This window comes from Pseudomonas sp. GW821-FHT07F01, from assembly GCF_059418825.1.
The window spans coordinates 744,482-768,233 of sequence record NZ_JBWKQO010000002.1 but is presented as its reverse complement, the minus strand read 5'-3'; the positions used below and the strand labels follow the sequence as shown (position 1 = coordinate 768,233).

Below are 23,752 nucleotides of genomic sequence, written 5' to 3'. Positions count from 1 at the left end.
TAGATGAACCAAACCAACCTGCAAAACAAAAGCCTGCTGCTGTTGCTGGCACTGGTGACCCTGGCCTTTATCTGGATTCTGCTGCCGTTCTACGGTGCGCTGTTCTGGGCAGTGATCCTGGGCATTGTCTTCGCCCCCTTGCAGCGTCGGCTGCAGGCCCGCTTCGGCTGGCAGCGCAACTTGACGTCCCTGTGCACCCTGTTGATCTGCCTGGTGATCGCGATTCTGCCGGTGATCATCACCAGCGTGCTGCTGGTGCAGGAGGGGGCCGAGCTGTACAAGAAAATTGAAAGCGGCCAGCTGGATATCGCCGCCTACCTGGCTCAGTTCAAGCACAGCCTGCCGCCGTACTTCCAGCACCTGCTGGACCGCTTCGGCCTGGGCGAACTCAAGGGGCTGCAGGAGAAGGTGGTCAAGAGCGCGATGCAGGGCAGCCAGTACCTGGCGACCCAGGCTTTCAGCTTCGGCCAGGGCACCTTCGAGTTCGTGGTGAGCTTCTTCATCATGCTCTACCTGCTGTTCTTCTTTCTGCGCGACGGCCCGGAGCTGGTGCGCAAGATCCGCACCGCCGTGCCCCTGGCGGAATACCAGAAGCGCCGCCTGCAATTGAAGTTCAACCGAGTGGTGCGCGCCACGGTCAAGGGCAATGTGCTGGTGGCGGTGACCCAGGGCGCCCTGGGGGGCTTGATCTTCTGGTTCCTCGACATTCCCAGCGCCTTGCTCTGGGCGGTGCTGATGGCGTTCCTGTCACTGTTGCCGGCCGTGGGGGCGGGGATTGTCTGGGGGCCGGTGGCGGCCTACTTCCTGATCAGCGGAGCGATCTGGCAAGGGGTGGTGCTGGGGCTGTTCGGGGTGTTCGTGATCGGCCTGGTGGATAACCTGCTGCGGCCGATCCTGGTGGGCAAGGACACCAAGATGCCGGACTACCTGATCCTGATCTCGACCCTGGGAGGGCTGGCGATCTTCGGCCTCAACGGCTTTGTCATCGGGCCCCTGATTGCCGCGCTGTTCATGTCCAGCTGGGCCCTGTTCGTCGAGACCCGGCCCCGGGTGCAGTTGCCCTAGGGCTGGACGATGTGCAGCGCCAGTTGCCGGGACAGGGTCTGGGCGGCGGGCAGGGAGGTCAGCGGGCCGCTGACCATCTCGCCGTCGCGCACCAGGTACCAGCAAGCCAGCAACCCCAGTTCCCTGAGCGATGCGGGGACCGCGCTGCCGATGACGGACATGATCTGAATCTTGGGCATGACAACCTCCTCGATCTGAGGGGGTTACCTTACAAAGCCCCAAGTGCTACGAAAAATCACCCAATCTGATAGTGGACATTGATGCCGGTGCTACCGCAGCCGGCAGTTCAGTCCACCACCTGGTCGAGCATGTGCAGCACTTCCTGCTCGTTGAGCAGGCCCTTGCGCACCAGGTTCTGGGCCAGCAGCGAGAGGAACTTGGCGCTGCGGTGGCCTTCCAGGTGCTTGAGTTCGGTCAGGGCGTCGTACACCCGGCTGGAGGTGCAGAGGCCGGCGACGCGGTGCGGGTTTTGCGTGGGCATGGATTCGTCCTTGTTGTTATGGGCCTGTGGCGAGCGGACTGTGTCGATCTTGTCGTCCTTGAATGACACAAACATGACAGTCGCATGTCGCTCACCGCAGCCGTGGGATCAGTACACTATTGCCAGATTTAAACGCAAATACTGTTCCAGTCACGACATGCTTGAGAATTATTCAGACATTCGGATAGTGGCAAAATGCAACAAGCCCCGCTTTGGGGGCGGGGCCTGTTGTTTGATTCTGCCAGTGCTTACCAGCGGCCGGGACCCGGGCCGTAGTAGTAATGCGGGTGGCCGTAGTAACCGCGAGGTGGCCCGTAGTACACCGGTGCCGGGCGGTAGTAGACCGGTTGCTGCACATAGACCGGTGCCGGCTGGTAGTAGACCGGTGGTGGCGGTGCGGCATAGACCGGCTGCGGTTGGACATACACCGGCGCTTGCTGCACATAGACCGGGCGATCCTGGTTGGCGATCACCGAACCCACTACGGCAGCGCCGACAACAGCACCCAAGGCGGCGGGCCCGACCCAGCCACCACCACCGTGGGCTGAAGCCTGGCCTGCGACAGCGAGTGCACCAATGAGCAAGGCTATCTTGGGGATTTTGGAGATCATGGTCATTCCTCGGTTCAACCCCAGCGTTTATGGTCTGCACCAGACTCAAGAACTGACGCGGGGATACTTCTAAGACAGCGGTTCCTGCGAAATCTGCACAGCCGCTGAGTAAATATTGTGTAAGGTCTGTACCGGTCTCTTTACCGTCATCCCTGGGCGGTGGCGAAGGCCGGTGAACACGCGCCGATATGATCAGGCCAAGCGGCGCGCCAGACCAATCCCGTCCATCTGAAAGTGCCGAGCGAGGAAACCGATATGCAAATGAACCCCAACAAAGACACTCAGTTGTGCATGTCCTTGTCCGGGCGCCCGGGGAATTTCGGCCTGCGTTTTCACAACCACCTGTATGAGCAGTTGGGTCTCAATTTCTACTACAAGGCCTTCAGCAGCCAGGACCTGCCCGGCGCCGTCGCCGGGATCCGGGCGCTGGGCATCCGCGGTTGCGGGGTGTCCATGCCGTTCAAGGAAGACTGCATCGCCCTGGTGGATGAGCTGGATGCCTCGGCCCGGGCCATTGCCTCGATCAATACCATCGTCAACACCAACGGCCATCTCAAGGCCTACAACACCGACTACATCGCCGTGGCGCAATTGCTCGCGGGCCACGGGGTGCCTCGAGAGTCGAGCTTTGCCCTGCGCGGCAGCGGTGGCATGGCCAAGGCCGTGGCCAGTGCCTTGCGTGATGGTGGTTATGCCAACGGGGTGATCGTGGCCCGCAACGAAGTGGCCGGGCGCGCCCTGGCCAGCTCCCTGGGTTATGAGTGGCAGGCCGAGTTGGGCAGCCTGCGGCCGCAGATGCTGATCAACGTCACCCCGATCGGCATGAGCGGCGGGCCAGAGGCGCATCAGCTGGCGTTCGACGCCGAGGCGATAAAGGCGGCGCAGACGGTGTTCGATGTGGTGGCGGTGCCGCCGGAGACGCCGTTGATCCTGCGGGCCCGGGCCGAGGGCAAGCAGGTCATCACCGGGCTGGAAGTGATTGCCATCCAGGCGCTGGAGCAGTTCGTGCTTTATACCGGGGTGCGCCCGAGCGAAGAGCAGTTCCAGAAGGCCGTGGCCTTCGCCCGCCCCTGAGCCCGAAGCCCTGTCACCGCTGCCGCAGGCCGCGACAAGGCCCGCAGGGCCAGCAGGGCCCTGAAGCCCCCTTCGAGGTCGATCGCAGCCTGCGGCAGCGGCTCCGGGGTTCAGCCTTCGAGTTGGGCCAGGCGCTCTTCCAGGGCAGCGATCCGCGCTTCCAGTTCTTCGATGCGTTCCACTGAAACCGCGCCGCCGGCGCTGCGCTCAACCGGGTTGCTGCGGGCGGCGAGGATTGCCTCGATGTCCGCCGGGTCACCCAGGGCGTGGGTATAACGGTCTTCGCGCTGGCCGGCCTGCCGCGGAATGTGCAGGGCCAGGCCCCGGGCAATCAGGCGTTCGAGCTGGTGCAGGACCTGTTCGCTGTCTTCGAAATCATGCATGCGCCCGCTACGGGTCAGCAGTTCGTTGACCGTCTGCGGGCCACGCAGGAACATCAGGCCGCACAGGATCAGTTGCGCCGGCACCAGTTCCAGGGCCTTGTCCAGGCGCTGTTCCCAGCGGTCGGCGCGGCTGCCCATCACCAGGCGGGTGAAGCCCCGGGCTTCGAGGGCACGCAGGCTTTGCCCGACCTGGCCCTGGGTCAGGTTCATCACCGGTTCGCGGCTGGTTTTCTGATTGCAGGCAATCACCAGGGCGTTGAGGGTCAGGGGATAGGTTTCCGGGCTGGTGGCCTGCTTTTCGATCAACGAACCCAGGATGCGGATATCGGTACTGCTCAAGCGCAGTGCTTCACCGGGTGTGTCGTGCTCGCTGCTCATAAGTGCTGGTCCCTTGGTCACTGATGGATGGATCATGAAAAAACGCCACCGGGCGCTGGAACAGCGTCCGGGTTTTCTGCGTGGCCGGGTCGGCCACTTTCGAGGGGCTCTGTTTTACCTCCAGAACCCGGATCTTGCCATCAGAACTTGGCGCGGCCCGCGCCGGCGCCGGTTGACCGGGCCGCCCCCGCCACCATGCTTTGGGCGAGGGCGGCCGGTTCAGCTGGGTTGCGGATCTGTTGCAGGCTGTGTCGTACGGGGTGAGTCGGCTGCCTGCGGGGCTTGGCCTGCGGTCTCCAGGCACTGGCGGGCAAACCGGGCGAGGCCCAGCAGGGCGTTTCTCGCGGAGCGCAGGTAGAACGCCTGCAACTGGAACACATGCCAGCGGCCCTGGTGGATTTCCAACTGGCAAGCCACCCCGGACTGCCTGGCACGCTCAGCCAGGCGCGTGGAGTCGGATAGCAGCAGTTCCTGGTCGCCCACCTGGATCAGCATCGGTGGCAAGCCGCGCAGGTCTGCTTCCAGGGGGCGGTGGCTCAGTGCTTGAACGGGCGCTGCGTAGGCCTTGAGGGCTTGCTCCAGCCAGTCGCGGCGGATCATCGGGTCGGCCTCCTGGCGCGATTGCATGCTGGCGCCGCCCAGGTCCGGATCGGTGACCGGCGACAGCAGCATCAGCCCGGCGGCAATCCCGTCTCCACGCTCCTTCAGGGCCAGGGCCAGGGCCAGCACCAGGGCGCCGCCGGCGGAGTCGCCGGCAATCAGCAGCTTGTCCGCCGGGCAGAGCTGGGCGCGGATCGCGTCGTAGCAGGCCAGGCAATCCTCCAGCGCGGCGGGGTAGGGGTGTTCCGGGGCCAGCCGGTAGTCCGGCACCCACACCGCGCAGCCGCTGTCTCTGGCCAGGCGGCTGGTGACGCTGTAGTGAGAGCGCGGGCTGCCCAGGCAGAAGGCGCCACCGTGCAGGTAGAGAATCACCCCCTTGGGCGCCCTGGTTCCGGGTTCGACAATCTGCAACGAGAGCCCGTCCAGCTGCATGCTCCGGCGGTTCACGCCCAGGCAGCCGGCCATCAGCCATGACAACCGGTCGACGATCTTGCGCTGGCTGGCCAGGGGCCGGGGCGGGCCGATCAAGGCCCTGAAACTGACCCGCAGGAAAACCCGCAGGAAGGCTGCGTTGGCCCGCTCCAACCAGTCCTGGGGGGCGGCTATGCGTTGCCCGTCGCAGGCTGGGGATTGGGTGTCCAGCGGGCTGGACAGGCGATAGGCCGCCAGCCCGGCATAGCGCGCCAGCCAGCGGTAGGACCAGGTGAAGCCTGGCCAGTTGGTGCTGTTGTGCCCCCGTTCGTCGACATACCAGCTCTTGCAGCCGCTCCACACCGAAGTGGCCAGGCGGCGCTGGATGCCCAGTTGAAAGCGCTGGTGGCGCTGCTCGTCTACTTCCACATGGCTGGCGCCGCTGTCCAGCAGGGCCTGGCGGGCCTGCATGACGTGGGAAATCTGGCTTTCCAGCATATGGATGATGGAGTTGTGGCCCAGGTTGGTGTTGGGCCCGTAGAGCATGAAGAAGTTGGGAAAACCCGGCACGCTGATGCCCAGGTAGGCCGCCGCGCCACCTTGCCAGGCCTGGTTCAGGTCGAGCCCGTCGCGTCCGGTGATGCGCATGGGCGAGAGGAACTCGGTGGCGGCGAAACCGGTGCCATAGATGATCGCGTCCACGGCGTGTTCCTCGCCGTCCAGGGTTTCGATGCCGTGCTCGGTGATCTGCCGGATGCCTCGGGTCAGCAGGTGCACATGGGGCTGGTCGAAGGTCTTGAGGTAGTCGTTGGACAGCAGGATGCGCTTGCAGCCGATGGGGTAGTCCGGGGTCATCTGGCGGCGCAGTTCGGGGCTGGCGACCGAGGTGTGCAGCAGCTTCTTGAACGGGCCACCGACCACCCACTTGGTCAGGCCCTGCAGGCGCGTGAAGCCCAAAGCCCGGGATTCGAAGTGCAGGTAGTGGGCCGCACGCACCAGCTTCATCTTCCAGGGTTGGCGCAGGAAGCGCTGCTTTTCCTCGGCACTGTAGGGGCGGTCGGCCTTGGGCATGATGTAGGCCGGTGAGCGTTGGAAGACCTTGAGTTCGGCCACCTGCCTGGCAACCTCCGGGACGAACTGGATGGCCGAGGCGCCGGTGCCGATCACCGCCACCCGCTTGCCCGCCAGGGGATAGTCATGATCCCAGTGGGCGGAGTGGAAGACCCGGCCGCGGAAGCTGGCCATGCCCGGCAGGTCGGGCAGGGCCGGGCGGCTCAACTGGCCGGTGGCGCTGATCAGCAGGCGGGCGGCATGGCGCTGGCCATCGGCGCAGGTGACATGCCAGCAGGCATTGGCGGTATCGAATTCGGCATGGCGCACCTCGGCGCCGAAGCGGATATGGGGTTTGAGCTCATAGACGCCGGCACAATGTTGCAGGTAACCATGGATTTCTGCCTGGGGCGCGAACACTCGGGACCAGTGCGGGTTGGGTTCGAAGGAAAACGAATACAGGTGCGAGGGCACGTCGCAGGCAGCGCCGGGATAGCTGTTGTCGCGCCAGACGCCGCCCACGTCCTGGCCTTTTTCAAGAATGACGAAACGGTGCACGCCCGCCTTGCGCAGGGCGATGGCCATGCCCAGGCCGCCAAAGCCGCTGCCGATGATGATGGCCTCCAGCGGTGTGGCCGAGTCGGGGGCGGGGTGTGTAGCAGGTGCGAATTCGCGCATGACGACCTCGTTGTTATTGTTGTGCGGCGCAGGGTTGATGCTCCCGGGGCCACTTCCTTGTTTCTGCGGTGCAGCCCCGATCAGTGAAGCATGCGGGGAATAAACCGTGGACCCCATGCTGTAACGGGACAAGTGCTTTAGTATTTGGGCCAACACCTTTCTTCACGAGCCGCGCCCATGAGCACTCAGTCGTTCACCCGGGGACCGTCCAGCGCCTTGCTGCTGCTCGGTTTCGGCTGCGAAAAGGGCTTGGCGCCAGCGCGGTTGCTGGCCGGTTGCGGGCTGTCCCGGGAGCAGTTGCAAAACCCCAACAGCCTGCTGTCGGCGGCCCAGGAGTTGCGCCTGGCCAGTAACCTGCTGGCGCTGCTCGGCCAGCCCCGGGGCCTGGGGTATGCAGTGGGGGCGCGTTATCACTTCTCCACCTATGGCCTGTTCGGCTACGGCCTGATCAGCAGCGCCACCCCGGCGGATGCCCTGGCCCTGGCCTTGCGCTTCCTGCCGCTGACCTATGCCTTTGCCGAGATCGGCTACCGGGTGGAGCCGGGGCTCGGGGTGCTGACCTTTGCCGAGCCTCGGGTGGCGGACCCCTTGTTGGCGCAGTTCCTGTTACAGCGGGACATGGCGGCCGCCGCGACGCTGATGCAGGAAATAGTCGGTGCGGATTTTCGCCTGCTGCGTTTCGGCCGCAGTGTCAGCCCTGAGCTGGAAGGGGACGAGCCGGCGCAGATTCTCGGGGTGCCCGCCGACTATCGGGCCGACGCCAATACCCTGGCCTTCGACCGGCGTTTCCTGCACCGGCCCTTGCCCCAGGCCAACCCGCTGACGGTGGCCATGTGCGAGCAGATGTGCGCGCAGTTGCTGGAGCGGCGACAGGCCCATCAGGGGGTTGCCGCGCTGGTCCGCCAGCACCTGGATGCCGTGCCGGCGGCAAGCGTACCGGACTTGCCGGCCATGGCCCGGCTGCTGTGCACCAGCGTGCGGACCTTGAAGCGACGCTTGCAGGAGGAGGGCACCTGCTATCGGCAGGTACTGGCCGGGCATCGAGGCGCCCGGGCCCTGGAGTTGCTGGGCAATCCGCGGCTGAGCCTGTCCCAGGTTGCCGAAAGGCTTGGCTTCAGTGACCTGTCGAGTTTTTCCCAGAGCTTCAAGCGCTGGTTCGGCGTGGCCCCCAGCGTGTATCGCCAGGAGCGCTGCGGATAAAGGCCCCGTGCTGGCGTGCTGTGGCTATAATCGCTGCTCGCTGTATTCCCGCCATTCCCTGTCGAGACTGTCATGACTATTTCCCTGTACGCCGCTTCCGTTCCTGTCTTCAAGCAAATGCTCAATGCCTTGAGCGACGTGCTGCACAAGGCCGAAGCCCACGCCACGGCGAAGAACATCGAGCCCAACGCCCTGCTGCAGGCGCGCCTGTACCCGGACATGTTCCCGTTGGTGCGCCAGGTGCAGATCGCCGTGGACTTCGCCAAGGGCGTATCGGCGCGCCTGGCCGAAGTCGAGCTGCCCAAGTACGACGACACTGAAACCACCTTCGCCGACCTGCAGGCGCTGATCGCCAAGGTCCTGGCCTTTATCGACGGCATCCAGCCGGCGCAGATCGATGGCAAGGAAGGCATCGAGATCGTGACCCGTCCGGGCACCCCGAAAGAGAAGCGCTTCAGTGGCCAGTCCTACCTGCTGACCTACGGCCTGCCGCAGTTCTTCTTCCACGTCACCACCACCTACGCAATCCTGCGTCACAACGGTGTGGAAGTGGGCAAGCGCGACTACATGGGCGCGTTCTAAACCCCAGGCGATAAAAAAGCCCGGCCAGGTTGACCCTGGCCGGGCTTTTTTGTGGCTGCTGCCGCAGGCTGCGAACGGTCCGCAGGGAGCGGGTTCGGCAGTGGCTACAGGGCCATGCCGATCCGGGATGTGCGCATCAGGCCGAGGCTTGCGCCTTGTCTTCCTGGGCCATGCACGCGGCGGCGGTGAAGAGTACGTCGGTGGAGGAATTCAGCGCGGTTTCCGCCGAATCCTGCAGCACGCCGATGATGAAGCCTACGGCCACCACCTGCATGGCGATTTCGCTGGGAATGCCGAACAGGCTGCAGGCCAGGGGAATCAGCAGCAGCGAGCCGCCGGCCACGCCGGAAGCACCGCAGGCGCAGATGGCCGCGACCACGCTGAGCAGCACGGCGGTGGGCAGGTCGACGGCGATACCGAGGGTGTGCACGGCGGCCAGGGTCAGCACGGTAATGGTGATTGCCGCGCCGGCCATGTTGATGGTGGCGCCCAGCGGGATCGACACCGAGTAGGTGTCTTCATGCAGGCCCAGGCGCTTGCTCAGTTCCAGGTTGACTGGAATGTTGGCCGCCGAGCTGCGGGTGAAGAAGGCGGTGATGCCACTTTCGCGCAGGCAGGTCAGCACCAGCGGGAAGGGATTGCGGCGGATCTTCCAGAACACGATCAGCGGGTTCATCACCAGGGCCACGAATAGCATGCAGCCGATCAGGACCGCCAGCAGGTGCAGGTAGCCGAGCAGGGCGTTGAAGCCCGAGGTGGCCAGGGTCGAGGCCACCAGGCCGAAGATCCCCAGGGGCGCGAAGCGGATCACTACGCGCACGATGACGGTCACCCCGTTGGACAGGTCATCGAGCACGGTGCGGGTGGTCTCGCCGGCATGGCGGATGGCCACGCCCATGCCAATGGCCCAGGCCAGGATGCCGATGAAGTTGGCGTTCATCAGGGCGCTGACCGGGTTGTCCACAACGCTCAGCAGCAGGCTTTGCAGCACTTCGGTGATCCCGCCGGGCGCGCTGATGGCCACGTCGTGGGTGGACAGCACCAGGGCGGAAGGAAACAGGCTGCTGGCGATCACCGCCACCACGGCGGCGGCGAAGGTGCCCAGCAGGTAGAGCACCAGGATCGGCCGGATATGGGTTTCCTGGCCGTGCTTGTGGTTGGCGATGGAGGCCATCACCAGCACGAACACCAGGATCGGGGCCACGGCCTTGAGCGCCGAGACGAATACCTTGCCGATAAAGGTGGTGGATTTCGCCACCTCCGGTGCCAGCAGTGCCAGGGCGATACCGGCGATCAGGCCGATAACGATCTGCGTGACCAGGCTCAGGCGTTTGAGGGAATGCAGAAAGGAAGGGGGTGAAGCGCTCATAGCGGTATCTCTGTTTTTTTTAATGTGCGGAGCCTGCCGGTCGCCAGCGCCGGTGGTTGAACCGCCAGGCACAGACGCAGTCTGAAAAGGCGACGGGCGATCGAGACGTTTGAAGGGTAGACGAACTCGACAGGGCCTGTTTTCAGCAGGGGGCGGACTTTATCACAGCAGGCCGGGGTTACCGCGTCGATGTGACGATCTGCCACTTGCCCCTTGCAGAGCCGTGCACGCGGTGGTTGCCCGGAGCCGGGCGCACTCTGTTAAGATTCGCCATCCCCTTTTTCTATCCAGTCAGCGGGCCCTTCGGGCTGTCGCTGCTGTCGCTGTTTCTGGAGTTCTGCATGCTGTTGCCCATCCTGCTGTTGTCGGCCGCCGGTTTTACCGTGCTGACCACGGAGTTCATCATCGTCGGCCTGTTGCCGTCGATTGCCCGCGACCTGCAGGTCAGCGTGTCCCAGGCCGGGCTGCTAGTGACCCTGTTCGCCTTTACCGTGGCTGCCTTCGGGCCATTTCTGACCGCCTACTTCGCGCGTTTTCCCCGCAAGAAGCTGTTTATCAGCGTGCTGGTGATGTTCGGCCTGGCCAATACCCTGGCGGCGCTGGCGCCGAACATCTGGGTGATGTCCCTGGCGCGGCTGGTGCCGGCCCTGGGGTTGCCGGTGTTCTGGGCCCTGGCCAGCGAGACGGCGGTGGACATCGTCGGCCCGGACTACGCCGGGCGGGCGATTGCCAAGATCGGCTTCGGCATTGTCTGCGCCACGGTGTTCGGGATTCCCGTGGGCACCCTGATTGCCGATGCGTTCGGCTGGCGCAGCGCCTTCGGCATCCTGGCGGTGGTGGCGTTCGCCAAGGCCCTGTTGCTGTTTATCTACCTGCCGCAAACCCGCCAGCACAACGAGCAGGTGAGCCTGCGGGCGCAGTTTCGCATCCTGCGCAGCCCGCTGATGCAAGGGCATGTGCTGCTGTCGATCCTGGTATTTAGCGGCATGTTTACTGCCTACACCTACCTGGCGGACATACTCGAGCGCCTGGCCGGGTTCGACGGTGCATTGGTGGGCTGGTGCCTGATGGGCTTTGGCGCGGTGGGCCTGATCGGCAATTCCCTGGGCGGCCGGGCGGTGGACCGTCACCCGCTGATCGCCTCCATGGTGTTCTGCGCACTGATGATCGGCGGCATGGTAGCCCTGGTGCCGAGCATTCATTCGACCCTGGGGCTGGCAGCGGCCATGGCCATCTGGGGCGTGACCCAGGCGGCGATGTTCCTGGTGAGCCATGTGCGCTTGATCAAGGCGGCTCCCCAGGCGCCGGCCTTCGCCGCTTCGTTGAACATTGCCGGGGCCAACCTGGGCATTGGCCTGGGGGCAATGGTCGGCGGCCGGGTGATCGATACCCTGGGCCTGGGCAGCCTGGGGTTCGCGGCCTCGGGTTTCATTCTGCTGTCGATCGCCCTGGCGCTGCTGCTGATGAAGCTCAAAGCGCCGAGTGCCTGCGCTTCCTGATCAGAGATTGAGGGGCGTGAACAATTCCCGTCGCGCCCCTTCGGTAATGGCCACGATGCCGGGGTGCTTGACCTTGCGCTCCACGGAAATGGCGTAGAACGACTCGGCCACGGCATCGGTCTGGCCAATCAGTTGCACTCCGTACTGTTGCATGACCTCGTCGGCAATCACGCTGGGGGCGATGAAGATTCCACTGCCGGATTGGCCAAAGGCCTGCATCAGGGCGCTGTCGTCGAATTCACCGATGATCCGTGGCTGCAACTGTTGCTCGGCGAACCAGCGCAGCAGGCGGCTGCGGACCACGGTTTCCTGCCCGGGAATCAGCAGTGGCGCGCCGTGCAGGCCCCGAGGGAAGTCAGCGCCGTGCCGCCGCGCCAGCTCCTCGGTGGCGAAGAAACTGATGCCGCATTCCCCGAGCTTCTGGCTGTAGCCCTTGATGTCCAGGTGCGAGGGCATCGGGCTGTCGGAAATCACCAGGTCCAGGCGCTGGATGGCCAGGTCCGCCAGCAGGCGTTCGAGCTTGTCTTCGCGACAGGTCAGGCGGATCGGCTCGCTGAGCTCCATGGTCGGGGCGATCAGGCGATAGACGATGGACTTGGGCACCACATCCGCCACGCCGACCCGGAACTGGATCTGCTGTTCGTCGGGGCGGGCGCGGAGCATGGCTTCCAGCTCGCCCCCGAGCTGGAACATCTGCTCGGCGTAGGGCAGGGCCTGGCGTCCGGCTTCGGTCAGCTCCAACTGACGGCCAACCCGGCGAAACAATTCGATGCCGTAAGTCTGTTCCAGCAGGCTGATCTGGCCGCTGATGGTTTGCGGGGTCAGGTTCAACTGGTCGCAGGCGCGGACGATGCTGCCGGTCTTGGCCACAACCCAGAAATAATGCAGCTGGCGGTAGTTGAGCATGGGCACATTCAGTTCGTAAAAAGCGAAGTATAACTGCTAAAAAAACGAATTTTCCTGAAGTATCACTCTCCTTAGAATGCCTCGCTATCGCCGGGGCCCTACTTGGTCCCGTCCGTTCTATCGAGGAATACGGCATGTCTTTCAAAACCTTGGGCGCAGCGTCGCTGCTGGCCCTGTCTATGCTGACCCTGGCGGGTTGTGACCAGGCGGAAAAAAGCGCGCAGCAGATGCTGGGCAAGGCGGCGGAGTCGGCCAAGCAGGCCATCGACGATACCCACAAAGCGGCGGAACAGGCGCTCAGCGATGCGACTCAGAGCGTGACCGGCAAGGAAAAGCCAGAGGACGACAGCGAGAAGAAACCAGCGCCTGCGTCCCAGGAAATCTGATCTTTCATACAACCGAGTCAGGATTGACCCATGGATTACCTTTTACAGCTCGCTGCAAGCCCCACCGCCTGGGTCGCCCTGGCCACCCTGGTGGTGATGGAGATCGTGCTTGGCATCGATAACCTGATCTTTATCTCCATCCTCACCAACAAGTTGCCGCAAAAGCACCGGGCCAAGGCACGACGCATCGGTATCGGCATGGCCTTGATCCTGCGCCTGGCGCTGCTCAGTACCATTGCGTTCATCGTCCAGCTCACTGAGCCGGTGATTGAAGTGATGGGGCAGAGTTTCTCCTGGAAGGACATGATCCTGATTGCCGGTGGCCTGTTCCTGGTGTGGAAAGCCACCACGGAAATCCACCACAGCATGGACCCTGAACCTGAGCAGGCCAAGAACGAGACTCCGGGCGTGGCTATCGGCTTTGCCGCAGCGATCGGTCAGATCCTGTTGCTGGACATGGTGTTCTCCATCGACAGCATCATTACTGCAGTCGGCATGACCGAGCATTTGCCGATCATGATCATTGCCGTGGTGGTGTCGGTGCTGGTGATGCTGCTGGCGGCCGAACCGCTGGCCAAGTTCATCAATGACAACCCGACCGTGGTGATGCTGGCCCTGGGCTTCTTGATCATGATCGGCATGACCCTGATCGCCGAAGGTTTCGGCGCCCATGTGCCCAAGGGCTATGTGTATGCGGCGATGGCCTTCTCGGCGGCCATTGAGAGTCTCAACATGCTGGCCCGCCGGGCCCGGCAGAAGCGTCAGGCGGCCCATAGCGACGCTTGATCCGCAGCCATGACTGGCGGCCGCCTGTACTCCTTGGAGTCAGGCGGCCGCTTTGTTTCAGGGGTAGGGGAAACCTTGATCAGTGGGCAGCGGCAGGACGCCGGGCGCTCTTTCCAGCCTTGATGGCGGGGGCTGCTTGCCGGGGCTGATGATGGTGGCGGCGGGTGATGCGCAGCACGCCCCAGAGCATAGCGGCGGCTACCGCCAGCCAGCCGAGGATCAGCATCAGGATGGTCGTTGTCAGGCTCATAAGTGCCTCCTTTATGCCCCGTGCGGGGCACACACTCTTAACAATCGACAGTCTAGTAGCCTGTGTGTTTCAAGCTATTGACCAATAGTCGAGAGTCTTCGAACACTTCGCTCTATGGTTTTCAATTAACTGGCGCCTAACGCTATACCCTTGCCCGCGGGCGCCCTATTATCAGGGCCCCAGCCGGAGGCGGGTCGCCCGGTGTCTGAATTGAGAGCAAAGATGGTGCGGGTATTTCCTCGGTTTCGAGTGGCGCTGCTGGCCAGCGCCTGTGTCTTGGCCCTGGCCGGTTGTGCCGGTAGCGTGCAGCCTGACATCCAGCGCCTGCCGGAACGTGTCGAACTCAACAGCGTGCCGTCTTTCCGTGGCCAGATGTACCAGAGCGGCCCAGGTGCACTGGCCAGCATGCTGTCGCAGCAGGGCGTGGTGATCACGCCCGGTCTGCTGGACAAGCCATTGCATCTGCCGGGTGCCGAGGCGCAGTTGCAGCAGAACATGCAGAACCTGGCGCGTGAATACGGCATGGTCGTCTATCCCCTGGATAACCAATTGTCGGCGTTGCTGACGCAGGTGGCGGCGGGTTACCCGGTGCTGGTGCGCTTTACCGAGGGTTCGACATTCTGGGCTGAGCCGCGCTATGCCGTACTGGCCGGCTACAACCGCGACAAGCAGACAGTGCTGTTGCGTGGGGCGAAAAGCCGTCGGCAACTGATGAGCTTCAGCGAGTTCGAGTCATCCTGGAAGAATGCCGGCAGCTTTGCGGTATTGATCCAGGCCCCCAACCAGTTGCCGGCCAAGGTGGATCGCCAGCGTTGGTTGAAAGCCGTCAATGAATTGTCCCAGGCCGGCCAGGAGCAGGCGGCAGCCCGGGCGAGCAAGGCACTGGACAGTCATTGAGTGTGCTACAGACAACAACGGCGCCTGAGGGCGCCGTTGTTTTTTGCCGGGTATCAGTGTGAGGCCTGGGGAGCGGCGACCTGACGGTTCTTCAGGTTCTTGTCCGCTTTGTAGCGCAGGGCGACGTCCGGTACCGAGCCGCTCTTACCGGTTTCGACCCAATTGCGGATGCGGCTGGCATCGGCGAAGTGGGTGTATTTGCCGAAGGCATCGAGAATCACCAGCGCTACCGGGCGATTACCCATGCTGGTGACCAGCACCAGGCAGTGGCCGGCCTGGTTGGTAAAGCCGGTCTTGGTGATCTTGATGTCCCATTTTTCCTTGTTCACCAGATGGTCGGTATTACGGAAGCCCAGGGTGTAGTTGGGCTTGCGAAAGGCTACGGTCTTTTCCTTGGTGGTACTCAGTTCGCTGAGCAGCGGGTACTTGCGCGAAGCCACCAGCAACTTGCTCAGGTCACGGGCGGTGGAAACGTTGTGGATCGACAGGCCTGTAGGCTCCACGTAGCGGGTGTGGGTCATGCCCAGGGACTTGGCCTTGGCGTTCATTGCTGCGATGAACGCCGCGTAGCCGCCCGGGTAGTGATGGGCCAGGCTGGCGGCAGCGCGGTTTTCCGAAGACATCAGGGCGATCAGCAGGGTGTCCCGGCGGCTCAGCTCACTGTTGAGCTTGACCCGGGAGAACACCCCTTTCATTTCCGGGGTATCGCTGATGTTCATGGAGATGTATTCGTCCAGGGGCAGCTTGGCGTCCAGGACCACCATGGCGGTCATCAGCTTGGTCACCGAGGCGATGGGGACTATCACGTCCGGGTTGCTGGAATAGATGACTTTGTTGGTCTGCAGATCCAGCAGCAGGGCGCTGCCGGACGCGATATGCAATTGTGAAGTGTCTCTTGGCGCCGCGGTGGTTTCGCTGGCGTCGACGCTGTGCGCGATCAGTGTGCCGGACACAGCAAACAACAAGCTGAGAATGGAGAGACGAATTTTCACGCGGGCGGACTCGATAAAGAATGGATATGCCGTTGGGTAACGGGCTTTCTGGGAAAAACGTTACATTTTATGAGTATGGCTGAAGAACTGTCGATTGTTCTTCCACGGTCAGCCGAAAGCCCTTAAAAATAAAGAAAAAACACGTTTTTTTCCTGAACGGTAGGGCTTTGCGCAGCAATGGGCGTGGGCTAAGAGTCAGGGGTGATAAAGAGCCCGGGTGGCCTTTAATTTCAGAATAAAAAAACCCGCCATTGGCGGGTTTTCTGTTGCGGGGTAGCAAACTCAGCTGTGCAGCGATTCGGCTGCGTACAGCGTGTTTTCCAGCAGGCAGGCGCGGGTCATGGGGCCGACGCCACCAGGTACTGGAGTGATCCAGCCGGCGCGGGGCAGGGCGGTTTCATACACCACATCACCCACCAGCTTGCCGTCGTCCTGGCGATTGATGCCAACGTCGATGACGATTGCGCCTTCCTTGATCCACTCGCCCTTGACCAGGCCCGGCTTGCCGGCGGCAACTACTACCAGGTCGGCACGGCCGACATGACCTGCCAGGTCCTTGGTGAAGCGGTGGGTCACGGTCACGGTGCAACCGGCCAGCAGCAACTCCATGGCCATCGGGCGACCAACGATATTGGAAGCGCCGACAACCACTGCATCCATGCCGTACAGATCGGCACCGGTGCTTTCCAGAAGGGTCATGATGCCCTTGGGGGTGCAAGGGCGCAGCAGTGGAATGCGCTGGGCCAGGCGACCGACGTTATAAGGATGGAAACCGTCCACGTCTTTGTCCGGGCGAATACGCTCCAGTAATAGAGAAGCGTCCAGGTGCTCGGGAAGCGGCAACTGCAGCAGGACGCCATCGATGTTCGGGTCATCGTTGAGGCGGTCGATCAAGCCGGCCAGGTCCTCTTGAGTGGTGTTGGCGGGCAAGTCATAGGCTTGGGAAAGGAAGCCGACCTCTTCGCAGTCTTTACGCTTGTGCGAGACATAAACTTGAGAGGCCGGGTCGCTGCCGACCAGAATCACCGCGAGGCCTGGAGTACGCAGGCCTTGCTGGCGACGCTCGGCGACGCGTTTGGCGATCTGCTGGCGCAGGCTAGCGGCGATCGCCTTGCCGTCGATTAGTTGTGCAGTCATGACGCGTGATTAACCATCGAGAGGGTGAGAAAAAGAGAACGCATTCTCGCATGTCGGAACGTGAGGGCAAAGGCGCTTGGTCTGCAAATTCCCCTAAGCCCTTTAATTAAATGAATTTTTTTCAAAAAAGAGTTGACGACCTAACGGACCGTCTATAACATTCGTCGCACTTGTCGGGCACAGCCTAGCACTGGTTAAGAAGGTCGGGCAGAGTTGATGTTTAACTCGTAACGACTGAAAGCAATTAGTTTGTAATCGTTAAAGAATACAGATTAATAAGGCGCCCGTAGCTCAGCTGGATAGAGCATCCGCCTTCTAAGCGGATGGTCGCAGGTTCGAGTCCTGCCGGGTGCGCCATTAGGCAGCTTTGGCACAAGTAACGCAATATGGTGGGCGTAGCTCAGTTGGTAGAGCACAGGATTGTGACTCCTGTTGTCGTGGGTTCGATCCCCATCGTCCACCCCATATTCGAAGAAGGCGCCAGATTAATAGTCTGGCGCCTTTGCTTTAAAAGCTTGTTACGCGGACGTGGTGGAATTGGTAGACACACTGGATTTAGGTTCCAGCGCCGCAAGGTGTAAGAGTTCGAGTCTCTTCGTCCGCACCAATAAAGTAGCTAGTTAATAGCAGATAACGGCGCAGCACCTGAAAAGGGCTGCGCCGTTTTCGTTTCTGGATTCGATACCTCTAAGTGGCTGCATCCGATGAGCCGGTTGAGTGGCAGAATGTTGTCCTTTGGTCGTTGAAGGTTCCGGGTTTCAGCTATTGGCTGGCGTTTTTCAGGGGAGTGCTGAACGACTCCTTCTATATATAGAAGGGTTGAAGTAGAGGCCCTGGTTTGGTTCGCAATATTTGCTCTCATGGCGAGGCTCAATCCTTTGTCCCCGCCTTCACATTGCCGGCGGTTTTTTACCCGTTTTCAGTAGGGTGACTTCTTGAGTTTGACCCTCTAGAATGCATGCCCTTGATTCTGGGGTCGGAAAACGGCCGGCTAACGTCTGTGCAACGAGGAATATCCATGCAAGTTTCTGTTGAAAATACTTCTGCTCTTGAGCGCCGCATGAGCATCACCGTGCCGGCTGAGCGCATCGAGAGCCAGGTCAACAAGCGTCTGCAGCAGACTGCCCAAAAGGCCAAGATTCCAGGCTTCCGTCCTGGCAAGGTTCCAATGAGCGTGATCCGTCAGCGTTACGAGGCTGATGCGCGTCAAGAAGCAGTAGGTGATGTGATCCAGGCTTCCTTCTATGAAGCCGTTGTCGAGCAGAAGCTGAACCCTGCCGGCGCTCCTTCGGTCGAGCCTAAAGTGCTGGAGAAGGGCAAGGACCTGGAGTACGTTGCCACTTTTGAAGTGTTCCCAGAGTTCACTGTTGCCGGTTTCGAAAACATCGCCGTTGAGCGCCTGAGCGCTGATGTGGCTGATGCCGACCTGGATAACATGCTGGAAATCCTGCGCAAGCAGAACGTGCGTTTTGAAGTGGCCGATCGTGCTGCGCAGAACGACGATCAACTGAACATCGATTTCGTTGGCAAGGTCGACGGTGAAGTCTTCGCTGGCGGTTCGGCCAAGGGTACCCAGCTGGTGCTGGGCTCGGGTCGCATGATTCCTGGCTTCGAAGAAGGCCTGGTAGGCGCCAAGGCGGGTGAAGAGCGCGTCCTGAATCTGACCTTCCCTGAGAACTATCAGAACCTGGACCTGGCCAACAAGGCCGCCGAGTTCACTGTGACTGTCAATAGCGTTTCCGAGCCTAAGCTGCCAGAGCTGACCGAGGAGTTCTTCGCTCAGTTCGGTATCAAGGAAGCAGGTCTGGAAGGCTTCCGCGCCGAAGTTCGCAAGAACATGGAGCGCGAACTGCGTCAGGCCATCAAGTCCAAAGTGAAGAATCAGGTCATGGACGGTCTGCTGGCCTCCAACCCGATCGAAGTACCGAAGGCGCTGCTGGACAACGAAGTTAACCGTCTGCGCGTTCAAGCTGTCCAGCAATTTGGTGGCAACATCAAGCCGGATCAACTGCCAGCCGAGCTGTTCGAAGAGCAGGCCAAGCGTCGCGTGGTGCTGGGTCTGATCGTTGCCGAGGTTGTTAAGCAGTTCGATCTGAAGCCTGATGAAGACCGCGTTCGCGAGCTGATCCAGGAAATGGCTTCGGCTTATCAGGAACCTGAGCAGGTCGTGTCCTGGTACTACAAGAACGAGCAGCAATTGAACGAAGTTCGTTCGGTTGTGCTGGAAGAACAAGTTGTGGATACTGTTCTGCAGAAAGCTAGCGTGACCGACAAATCGGTCTCCTACGAAGAAGCGGTCAAGCCGGTAGAAGCACCTCAAGCCGACTGATTTTCTTCTCGTTCGAAGCACACACCATAAGCCAGCCTTCGCGCTGGCTTATGCGTATTCAAGACGTGACTATTTGGGAGTGACTGCAGAGCATGTTCCGTAATTCGTATATTCAGCAGAACTCTGATATCCAGGCCGCAGGCGGCCTGGTCCCGATGGTTGTCGAGCAGTCCGCTCGTGGCGAGCGCGCCTACGACATCTACTCGCGCCTCCTCAAGGAGCGAGTGATCTTTCTGGTGGGCCCTGTAGAGGACTACATGGCCAACCTGATCTGTGCGCAACTGCTGTTCCTTGAAGCGGAAAACCCGGACAAGGACATCCATCTCTATATCAACTCCCCGGGCGGTTCGGTGACAGCTGGCATGTCGATCTACGACACCATGCAGTTCATCAAGCCTAACGTTTCAACCACTTGTATTGGCCAGGCATGCAGCATGGGCGCGTTCTTGCTGACAGCCGGCGCTCCAGGCAAGCGTTTCTGCCTGCCAAACTCCCGAGTGATGATTCACCAGCCACTGGGCGGTTTCCAGGGCCAGGCATCGGATATTGAAATCCATGCCAAGGAAATCCTCTTCATCCGTGAGCGTCTCAACACGCTGATGGCCAAGCATAGCGGGCGCACCCTGGAAGAAATCGAGCGCGATACCAATCGCGATAACTTCATGAGCGCCGAAGCTGCGCGTGAGTACGGGTTGATCGACGAAGTCATCAACCAGCGCCCCGCTTAAAATAAGCAGCTCAAAATAGGCATGGTCGGTTGTTCCGATCAGTGGCGGGCTTGAAAAAGCCCGCAATAGCCTTCATCTTGTGTTGCAAGCCTATCGGATTTGGATCGAACGAATGACTGACACCCGCAACGGCGAGGACAACGGCAAACTGCTTTATTGCTCCTTCTGTGGCAAAAGCCAGCATGAAGTGCGCAAATTGATTGCCGGCCCCTCGGTCTTTATCTGCGACGAGTGCGTCGACCTGTGCAATGACATCATCCGTGAGGAGGTGCAGGAAGCACAGGCCGAGAGCAGCGCGCATAAATTGCCTTCGCCTAAAGAAATCAGCGGCATCCTTGATCAGTACGTGATTGGTCAGGAGCGTGCAAAAAAGGTTCTAGCAGTAGCGGTGTACAACCACTACAAGCGTCTGAACCAGCGTGACAAGAAGAGTGACGACGTCGAACTTGGCAAGAGCAACATCTTGCTGATCGGCCCTACAGGTTCGGGTAAGACGCTGTTGGCCGAAACCCTGGCTCGCCTGTTGAATGTACCTTTCACCATCGCCGATGCCACTACCCTGACCGAAGCCGGTTATGTGGGGGAAGACGTCGAGAACATCATTCAGAAGTTGCTGCAGAAGTGCGACTACGACGTAGAGAAGGCCCAGATGGGCATTGTCTACATCGATGAGATCGACAAGATTTCCCGCAAGTCTGACAACCCTTCGATTACCCGGGATGTTTCCGGCGAAGGCGTTCAGCAAGCCCTGTTGAAGTTGATTGAAGGCACGGTTGCCTCTGTTCCGCCGCAAGGTGGTCGCAAGCATCCGCAGCAGGAATTCCTGCAGGTCGATACCCGTAACATCCTGTTCATCTGTGGTGGTGCGTTCTCGGGTCTGGAAAAGGTTATTCAAAACCGTTCCACCAAGGGCGGCATCGGTTTCAACGCAGAAGTTCGCAGCAAGGAAGAAGGCAAGAAAGTCGGTGAATCCCTGCGTGAAGTCGAGCCTGACGATCTGGTCAAGTTCGGTCTGATCCCGGAATTCGTCGGTCGTTTGCCAGTCCTGGCGACCTTGGATGAGTTGGACGAAGCGGCATTGATTCAGATCCTCACCGAACCGAAGAACGCCTTGACCAAGCAGTACGCCAAGTTGTTCGAGATGGAAGGTGTTGACCTGGAGTTCCGTACCGATGCCTTGAAGTCCGTCGCCAAGCGAGCCCTTGAACGCAAGACTGGTGCTCGTGGCCTGCGCTCCATTCTTGAAGGTGTTCTGCTCGACACTATGTATGAAATCCCCTCGCAGTCCGAGGTGAGTAAAGTAGTGATCGACGAAAGCGTTATTGAAGGCAAGTCCCAGCCACTGTACATCTATGAGAACAGTGAGCCGACGGCCAAGGCGGCGCCAGACGCGTAAGCGTCGCGCTGTTGGAATGAAAGAAGGGGCCTTCGGGCCCCTTTGTTTTTAGCGCCTTAAAGTGCTGTCTTTGAGCTTGTTTTTTTTCCAGGCAGCCCCCATCTTGGTTTCAAGCTTACTTCCATCTGTTTACGGCCTTACGGCCGCCGTAGAGGCGAAATCATGAAGACAACCATCGAATTGCCTCTCCTGCCATTGCGTGATGTTGTGGTTTATCCGCACATGGTTATCCCGCTGTTCGTGGGGCGCGAGAAGTCGATCGAAGCCCTCGAGGCAGCGATGACGGGCGACAAGCAGATTCTCTTGCTGGCGCAGAGAAACCCTGCTGATGACGATCCCGGTGAAGATGCACTCTATCGCGTAGGTACCATTGCGACTGTCTTGCAGTTGCTCAAATTGCCTGATGGCACCGTCAAGGTATTGGTTGAAGGCGAACAGCGTGGTGCTGTTGAGCGCTTCAGCGAAGTTGATGGCCATTGCCGTGCCGAAGTCTCCCTGATTGACGAAGTCGATGCTCCTGACCGTGAGTCGGAAGTGTTTGTTCGCAGTCTGCTGTCCCAGTTCGAGCAGTACGTGCAACTGGGCAAGAAAGTCCCTGCCGAGGTGCTGTCGTCCCTCAATAGCATCGATGAGCCAAGCCGCCTGGTGGATACCATGGCTGCGCACATGGCGTTGAAGATCGAGCAGAAGCAGGAAATCCTCGAGATCATCGATCTGTCCGCTCGGGTCGAGCATGTCCTGGCATTGCTGGACGCCGAGATCGATCTGCTGCAAGTGGAAAAGCGCATCCGTGGTCGCGTCAAGAAGCAAATGGAGCGCAGCCAGCGCGAGTACTACCTGAATGAGCAGATGAAGGCCATTCAGAAAGAACTGGGTGATGGCGACGAAGGGCACAACGAAATCGAGGAGCTGAAAAAGCGTATCGATGCCGCAGGCCTGCCAAAAGACGCGATGACCAAGGCTCAGGCCGAACTGAACAAGCTCAAGCAGATGTCGCCGATGTCTGCCGAGGCTACTGTGGTCCGCTCTTATATCGACTGGCTGGTTCAGGTGCCGTGGAAGGCACAGAGCAAGGTTCGTCTCGATCTGGCACGTGCCGAAGATATTCTCGATGCCGACCACTATGGCCTGGAAGAGGTCAAGGAACGGATTCTCGAATACCTCGCCGTACAGAAGCGGGTGAAAAAGATTCGTGGCCCGGTACTGTGCCTGGTGGGGCCTCCTGGGGTGGGTAAAACCTCCCTGGCGGAGTCGATCGCCAACGCTACCAACCGCAAGTTCGTACGCATGGCCCTGGGTGGCGTGCGTGACGAGGCGGAGATTCGTGGGCATCGTCGGACTTACATCGGTTCGATGCCAGGAAGATTGATTCAAAAGATGACAAAGGTGGGGGTGCGCAACCCACTGTTCTTGCTCGACGAAATCGACAAGATGGGCAGCGATATGCGCGGTGATCCGGCCTCGGCATTGCTCGAGGTGCTGGACCCCGAGCAGAACCATAATTTCAACGATCACTACCTGGAAGTCGATTACGACTTGTCCGATGTGATGTTCCTCTGCACCTCCAACTCGATGAATATTCCGCCGGCCTTGCTGGACCGGATGGAGGTGATTCGTCTGCCTGGCTACACCGAGGACGAGAAGATCAACATCGCGGTCAAGTACCTCTCGCCCAAGCAGATTCAGGCCAACGGCCTGAAGAAGGGCGAGCTGGAATTCGAGCCGGATGCGATCCGCGACATCATTCGCTACTACACCCGCGAGGCCGGTGTACGCGGCCTGGAGCGGCAGATTGCCAAGGTCTGCCGCAAGGCGGTGAAAGAGCATGCGATGGAAAAGCGCTTCTCGGTGAAGGTCACTTCCGACCTGCTGGAGCACTTCCTCGGCGTGCGCAAATTCCGCTACGGCCTGGCCGAGCAGCAAGACCAGATCGGTCAGGTGACCGGGTTGGCATGGACTCAAGTGGGCGGTGAACTGCTGACCATCGAAGCCGCTGTGGTTCCGGGCAAGGGCCAGTTGATCAAGACCGGTTCCCTGGGCGATGTGATGGTCGAGTCGATCACAGCAGCACTGACCGTGGTGCGCAGCCGGGCCAAGAGCCTGGGCATTCCCCTGGACTTCCACGAGAAGCGCGACACCCATATCCACATGCCAGAAGGGGCGACCCCGAAAGACGGCCCCAGCGCGGGTGTAGGCATGTGCACGGCGCTGGTTTCGGCGCTGACCGGCATTCCGGTGCGGGCTGATGTGGCAATGACGGGGGAGATCACTCTGCGTGGTCAGGTATTGGCTATCGGCGGGTTGAAAGAGAAATTACTCGCCGCTCATCGGGGTGGAATCAAGACAGTGATCATTCCGGAAGAGAATGTTCGCGATTTGAAAGAAATTCCTGACAATATCAAGCAGGATCTGCAGATTAAACCGGTTAAATGGATTGACGAAGTCCTGCAAATTGCGCTGCAATACGCGCCGGAGCCCTTGCCGGATGTGGCTCCCGAGATAGTCGCAAAGGACGAAAAACGCGAGTCTGACTCTAAGGAAAGAATTAGCACGCATTAGTACGC

At 60.8% G+C, this 23,752-nt stretch carries 22 protein-coding genes and 3 tRNA genes; 15 read left to right on the top strand and 10 right to left on the bottom strand.

What is annotated here, in order from left to right:
* Positions 1 to 3: 3 nt before the first annotated feature.
* Positions 4 to 1,065, top strand: a complete 1,062-nt coding sequence (locus AC07R1_RS09625; protein ID WP_011062293.1) for an AI-2E family transporter — start codon at positions 4 to 6, stop codon at positions 1,063 to 1,065.
* Here the strand turns inward: AC07R1_RS09625 and AC07R1_RS09620 are convergent.
* The 3 genes from AC07R1_RS09620 to AC07R1_RS09610 form a co-directional block, all read right to left on the bottom strand.
* Entirely contained in the window at positions 1,062 to 1,244 is a 183-nt protein-coding gene (locus AC07R1_RS09620; protein ID WP_495110470.1) for a hypothetical protein, read from the bottom strand. The two genes, AC07R1_RS09625 and AC07R1_RS09620, sit on opposite strands and share 4 nt — an antisense overlap.
* A 107-nt stretch (positions 1,245 to 1,351) precedes the next feature.
* Positions 1,352 to 1,546 carry a hypothetical protein gene (locus tag AC07R1_RS09615; RefSeq protein ID WP_011062291.1) on the bottom strand — a complete coding sequence of 65 codons (195 nt, stop codon included), beginning with the start codon at positions 1,544 to 1,546 and terminating at the stop codon, positions 1,352 to 1,354.
* Between the two features lie 248 nt (positions 1,547 to 1,794).
* Complete coding sequence (locus tag AC07R1_RS09610) at positions 1,795 to 2,163, bottom strand: hypothetical protein (RefSeq protein WP_015636359.1); 369 nt, start codon at positions 2,161 to 2,163, stop codon at positions 1,795 to 1,797.
* Between the two features lie 249 nt (positions 2,164 to 2,412).
* Here AC07R1_RS09610 and AC07R1_RS09605 point away from each other — a divergent pair, with 249 nt between their 5' ends.
* On the top strand, positions 2,413 to 3,231 hold the full coding sequence (locus AC07R1_RS09605) for a shikimate 5-dehydrogenase (protein ID WP_495110469.1): 819 nt from the start codon (positions 2,413 to 2,415) through the stop codon (positions 3,229 to 3,231).
* Between the two features lie 110 nt (positions 3,232 to 3,341).
* Here the strand turns inward: AC07R1_RS09605 and AC07R1_RS09600 are convergent, their stop codons facing one another.
* Entirely contained in the window at positions 3,342 to 3,992 is a 651-nt protein-coding gene (locus AC07R1_RS09600; RefSeq protein WP_011062288.1) for a YceH family protein, read from the bottom strand.
* A 219-nt stretch (positions 3,993 to 4,211) separates the two neighbouring features.
* On the bottom strand, positions 4,212 to 6,731 hold the full coding sequence (locus AC07R1_RS09595; protein WP_495110468.1) for a flavin-containing monooxygenase: 2,520 nt from the start codon (positions 6,729 to 6,731) through the stop codon (positions 4,212 to 4,214).
* 177 nt (positions 6,732 to 6,908) lie between these two features.
* Here AC07R1_RS09595 and AC07R1_RS09590 point away from each other — a divergent pair, with 177 nt between their 5' ends.
* Entirely contained in the window at positions 6,909 to 7,931 is a 1,023-nt protein-coding gene (locus tag AC07R1_RS09590; RefSeq protein WP_495110467.1) for an AraC family transcriptional regulator, read from the top strand.
* A 72-nt stretch (positions 7,932 to 8,003) separates the two neighbouring features.
* Complete coding sequence (locus AC07R1_RS09585) at positions 8,004 to 8,513, top strand: DUF1993 domain-containing protein (RefSeq protein WP_011062285.1); 510 nt, start codon at positions 8,004 to 8,006, stop codon at positions 8,511 to 8,513.
* Between the two features lie 136 nt (positions 8,514 to 8,649).
* On the opposite strand, the gene sstT is transcribed toward AC07R1_RS09585, so the two are convergent.
* Entirely contained in the window at positions 8,650 to 9,882 is a 1,233-nt protein-coding gene (gene sstT, locus AC07R1_RS09580) for a serine/threonine transporter SstT (protein WP_015636354.1), read from the bottom strand.
* 341 nt (positions 9,883 to 10,223) lie between these two features.
* Between sstT and AC07R1_RS09575 the strand changes: the two genes are divergently transcribed.
* Entirely contained in the window at positions 10,224 to 11,381 is a 1,158-nt protein-coding gene (locus AC07R1_RS09575) for an MFS transporter (RefSeq protein WP_019092848.1), read from the top strand.
* On the opposite strand, the gene nhaR is transcribed toward AC07R1_RS09575, so the two are convergent.
* On the bottom strand, positions 11,382 to 12,287 hold the full coding sequence (gene nhaR, locus AC07R1_RS09570; RefSeq protein ID WP_019092849.1) for a transcriptional activator NhaR: 906 nt from the start codon (positions 12,285 to 12,287) through the stop codon (positions 11,382 to 11,384).
* A 134-nt stretch (positions 12,288 to 12,421) separates the two neighbouring features.
* On the opposite strand from nhaR, the gene AC07R1_RS09565 reads away from it, so the two are divergent.
* Both AC07R1_RS09565 and AC07R1_RS09560 read left to right on the top strand, forming a co-directional pair.
* On the top strand, positions 12,422 to 12,673 hold the full coding sequence (locus AC07R1_RS09565) for a hypothetical protein (RefSeq protein ID WP_011062281.1): 252 nt from the start codon (positions 12,422 to 12,424) through the stop codon (positions 12,671 to 12,673).
* Between the two features lie 30 nt (positions 12,674 to 12,703).
* Positions 12,704 to 13,459: a TerC family protein gene (locus tag AC07R1_RS09560; protein ID WP_011062280.1), complete on the top strand. Its 756-nt coding sequence runs from the start codon at positions 12,704 to 12,706 to the stop codon at positions 13,457 to 13,459.
* A 79-nt stretch (positions 13,460 to 13,538) separates the two neighbouring features.
* Here AC07R1_RS09560 and AC07R1_RS09555 read toward each other — a convergent pair whose 3' ends face one another.
* Positions 13,539 to 13,709 carry a hypothetical protein gene (locus tag AC07R1_RS09555; protein ID WP_011062279.1) on the bottom strand — a complete coding sequence of 57 codons (171 nt, stop codon included), beginning with the start codon at positions 13,707 to 13,709 and terminating at the stop codon, positions 13,539 to 13,541.
* A 222-nt stretch (positions 13,710 to 13,931) separates the two neighbouring features.
* On the opposite strand from AC07R1_RS09555, the gene AC07R1_RS09550 reads away from it, so the two are divergent.
* Positions 13,932 to 14,606: a peptidase C39 family protein gene (locus AC07R1_RS09550; protein ID WP_495110466.1), complete on the top strand. Its 675-nt coding sequence runs from the start codon at positions 13,932 to 13,934 to the stop codon at positions 14,604 to 14,606.
* 53 nt (positions 14,607 to 14,659) lie between these two features.
* Here the strand turns inward: AC07R1_RS09550 and pbpG are convergent, their stop codons facing one another.
* Together pbpG and folD are read right to left on the bottom strand one after the other, a co-directional pair.
* Entirely contained in the window at positions 14,660 to 15,598 is a 939-nt protein-coding gene (gene pbpG, locus AC07R1_RS09545) for a D-alanyl-D-alanine endopeptidase (protein ID WP_011062277.1), read from the bottom strand.
* Between the two features lie 282 nt (positions 15,599 to 15,880).
* Positions 15,881 to 16,735: a bifunctional methylenetetrahydrofolate dehydrogenase/methenyltetrahydrofolate cyclohydrolase FolD gene (gene folD, locus AC07R1_RS09540; protein ID WP_011062276.1), complete on the bottom strand. Its 855-nt coding sequence runs from the start codon at positions 16,733 to 16,735 to the stop codon at positions 15,881 to 15,883.
* A gap of 280 nt (positions 16,736 to 17,015) precedes the next feature.
* Here folD and AC07R1_RS09535 point away from each other — a divergent pair.
* From AC07R1_RS09535 to lon, 7 genes are all read left to right on the top strand, one after another.
* Positions 17,016 to 17,092 (top strand) — tRNA-Arg (locus tag AC07R1_RS09535).
* A 32-nt stretch (positions 17,093 to 17,124) separates the two neighbouring features.
* Positions 17,125 to 17,200, top strand: a tRNA-His gene (locus AC07R1_RS09530).
* Between the two features lie 57 nt (positions 17,201 to 17,257).
* Positions 17,258 to 17,342 (top strand) — tRNA-Leu (locus AC07R1_RS09525).
* Between the two features lie 411 nt (positions 17,343 to 17,753).
* Entirely contained in the window at positions 17,754 to 19,064 is a 1,311-nt protein-coding gene (gene tig, locus AC07R1_RS09520; protein WP_011062275.1) for a trigger factor, read from the top strand.
* 92 nt (positions 19,065 to 19,156) lie between these two features.
* Complete coding sequence (gene clpP, locus AC07R1_RS09515) at positions 19,157 to 19,792, top strand: ATP-dependent Clp endopeptidase proteolytic subunit ClpP (RefSeq protein WP_011062274.1); 636 nt, start codon at positions 19,157 to 19,159, stop codon at positions 19,790 to 19,792.
* A gap of 112 nt (positions 19,793 to 19,904) precedes the next feature.
* Complete coding sequence (gene clpX, locus AC07R1_RS09510) at positions 19,905 to 21,188, top strand: ATP-dependent Clp protease ATP-binding subunit ClpX (protein ID WP_011062273.1); 1,284 nt, start codon at positions 19,905 to 19,907, stop codon at positions 21,186 to 21,188.
* 162 nt (positions 21,189 to 21,350) lie between these two features.
* Positions 21,351 to 23,747, top strand: coding sequence for an endopeptidase La (gene lon, locus AC07R1_RS09505; protein WP_011062272.1), 2,397 nt, complete (start codon positions 21,351 to 21,353; stop codon positions 23,745 to 23,747).
* The last annotated feature ends 5 nt before the right edge of the window (positions 23,748 to 23,752 follow it).

Bases quoted from the DNA above. Each gene is read 5' to 3' on its own strand.
- AC07R1_RS09605 (WP_495110469.1), top strand. From the start codon at position 2,413: ATGCAAATGAACCCCAACAAAGACACTCAGTTGTGCATGTCCTTGTCC.
- AC07R1_RS09585 (WP_011062285.1), top strand. From the start codon at position 8,004: ATGACTATTTCCCTGTACGCCGCTTCCGTTCCTGTCTTCAAGCAAATG.
- clpP (WP_011062274.1), top strand. From the start codon at position 19,157: ATGTTCCGTAATTCGTATATTCAGCAGAACTCTGATATCCAGGCCGCA.
- folD (WP_011062276.1), bottom strand. From the start codon at position 16,735: ATGACTGCACAACTAATCGACGGCAAGGCGATCGCCGCTAGCCTGCGC.
- AC07R1_RS09560 (WP_011062280.1), top strand. From the start codon at position 12,704: ATGGATTACCTTTTACAGCTCGCTGCAAGCCCCACCGCCTGGGTCGCC.
- clpX (WP_011062273.1), top strand. From the start codon at position 19,905: ATGACTGACACCCGCAACGGCGAGGACAACGGCAAACTGCTTTATTGC.
- AC07R1_RS09555 (WP_011062279.1), bottom strand. From the start codon at position 13,709: ATGAGCCTGACAACGACCATCCTGATGCTGATCCTCGGCTGGCTGGCG.
- sstT (WP_015636354.1), bottom strand. From the start codon at position 9,882: ATGAGCGCTTCACCCCCTTCCTTTCTGCATTCCCTCAAACGCCTGAGC.
- AC07R1_RS09575 (WP_019092848.1), top strand. From the start codon at position 10,224: ATGCTGTTGCCCATCCTGCTGTTGTCGGCCGCCGGTTTTACCGTGCTG.
- tig (WP_011062275.1), top strand. From the start codon at position 17,754: ATGCAAGTTTCTGTTGAAAATACTTCTGCTCTTGAGCGCCGCATGAGC.
- AC07R1_RS09610 (WP_015636359.1), bottom strand. From the start codon at position 2,163: ATGACCATGATCTCCAAAATCCCCAAGATAGCCTTGCTCATTGGTGCA.
- lon (WP_011062272.1), top strand. From the start codon at position 21,351: ATGAAGACAACCATCGAATTGCCTCTCCTGCCATTGCGTGATGTTGTG.
- AC07R1_RS09590 (WP_495110467.1), top strand. From the start codon at position 6,909: ATGAGCACTCAGTCGTTCACCCGGGGACCGTCCAGCGCCTTGCTGCTG.
- AC07R1_RS09600 (WP_011062288.1), bottom strand. From the start codon at position 3,992: ATGAGCAGCGAGCACGACACACCCGGTGAAGCACTGCGCTTGAGCAGT.
- AC07R1_RS09565 (WP_011062281.1), top strand. From the start codon at position 12,422: ATGTCTTTCAAAACCTTGGGCGCAGCGTCGCTGCTGGCCCTGTCTATG.
- AC07R1_RS09550 (WP_495110466.1), top strand. From the start codon at position 13,932: ATGGTGCGGGTATTTCCTCGGTTTCGAGTGGCGCTGCTGGCCAGCGCC.
- AC07R1_RS09615 (WP_011062291.1), bottom strand. From the start codon at position 1,546: ATGCCCACGCAAAACCCGCACCGCGTCGCCGGCCTCTGCACCTCCAGC.
- nhaR (WP_019092849.1), bottom strand. From the start codon at position 12,287: ATGCTCAACTACCGCCAGCTGCATTATTTCTGGGTTGTGGCCAAGACC.
- AC07R1_RS09620 (WP_495110470.1), bottom strand. From the start codon at position 1,244: ATGCCCAAGATTCAGATCATGTCCGTCATCGGCAGCGCGGTCCCCGCA.
- AC07R1_RS09595 (WP_495110468.1), bottom strand. From the start codon at position 6,731: ATGCGCGAATTCGCACCTGCTACACACCCCGCCCCCGACTCGGCCACA.
- AC07R1_RS09625 (WP_011062293.1), top strand. From the start codon at position 4: ATGAACCAAACCAACCTGCAAAACAAAAGCCTGCTGCTGTTGCTGGCA.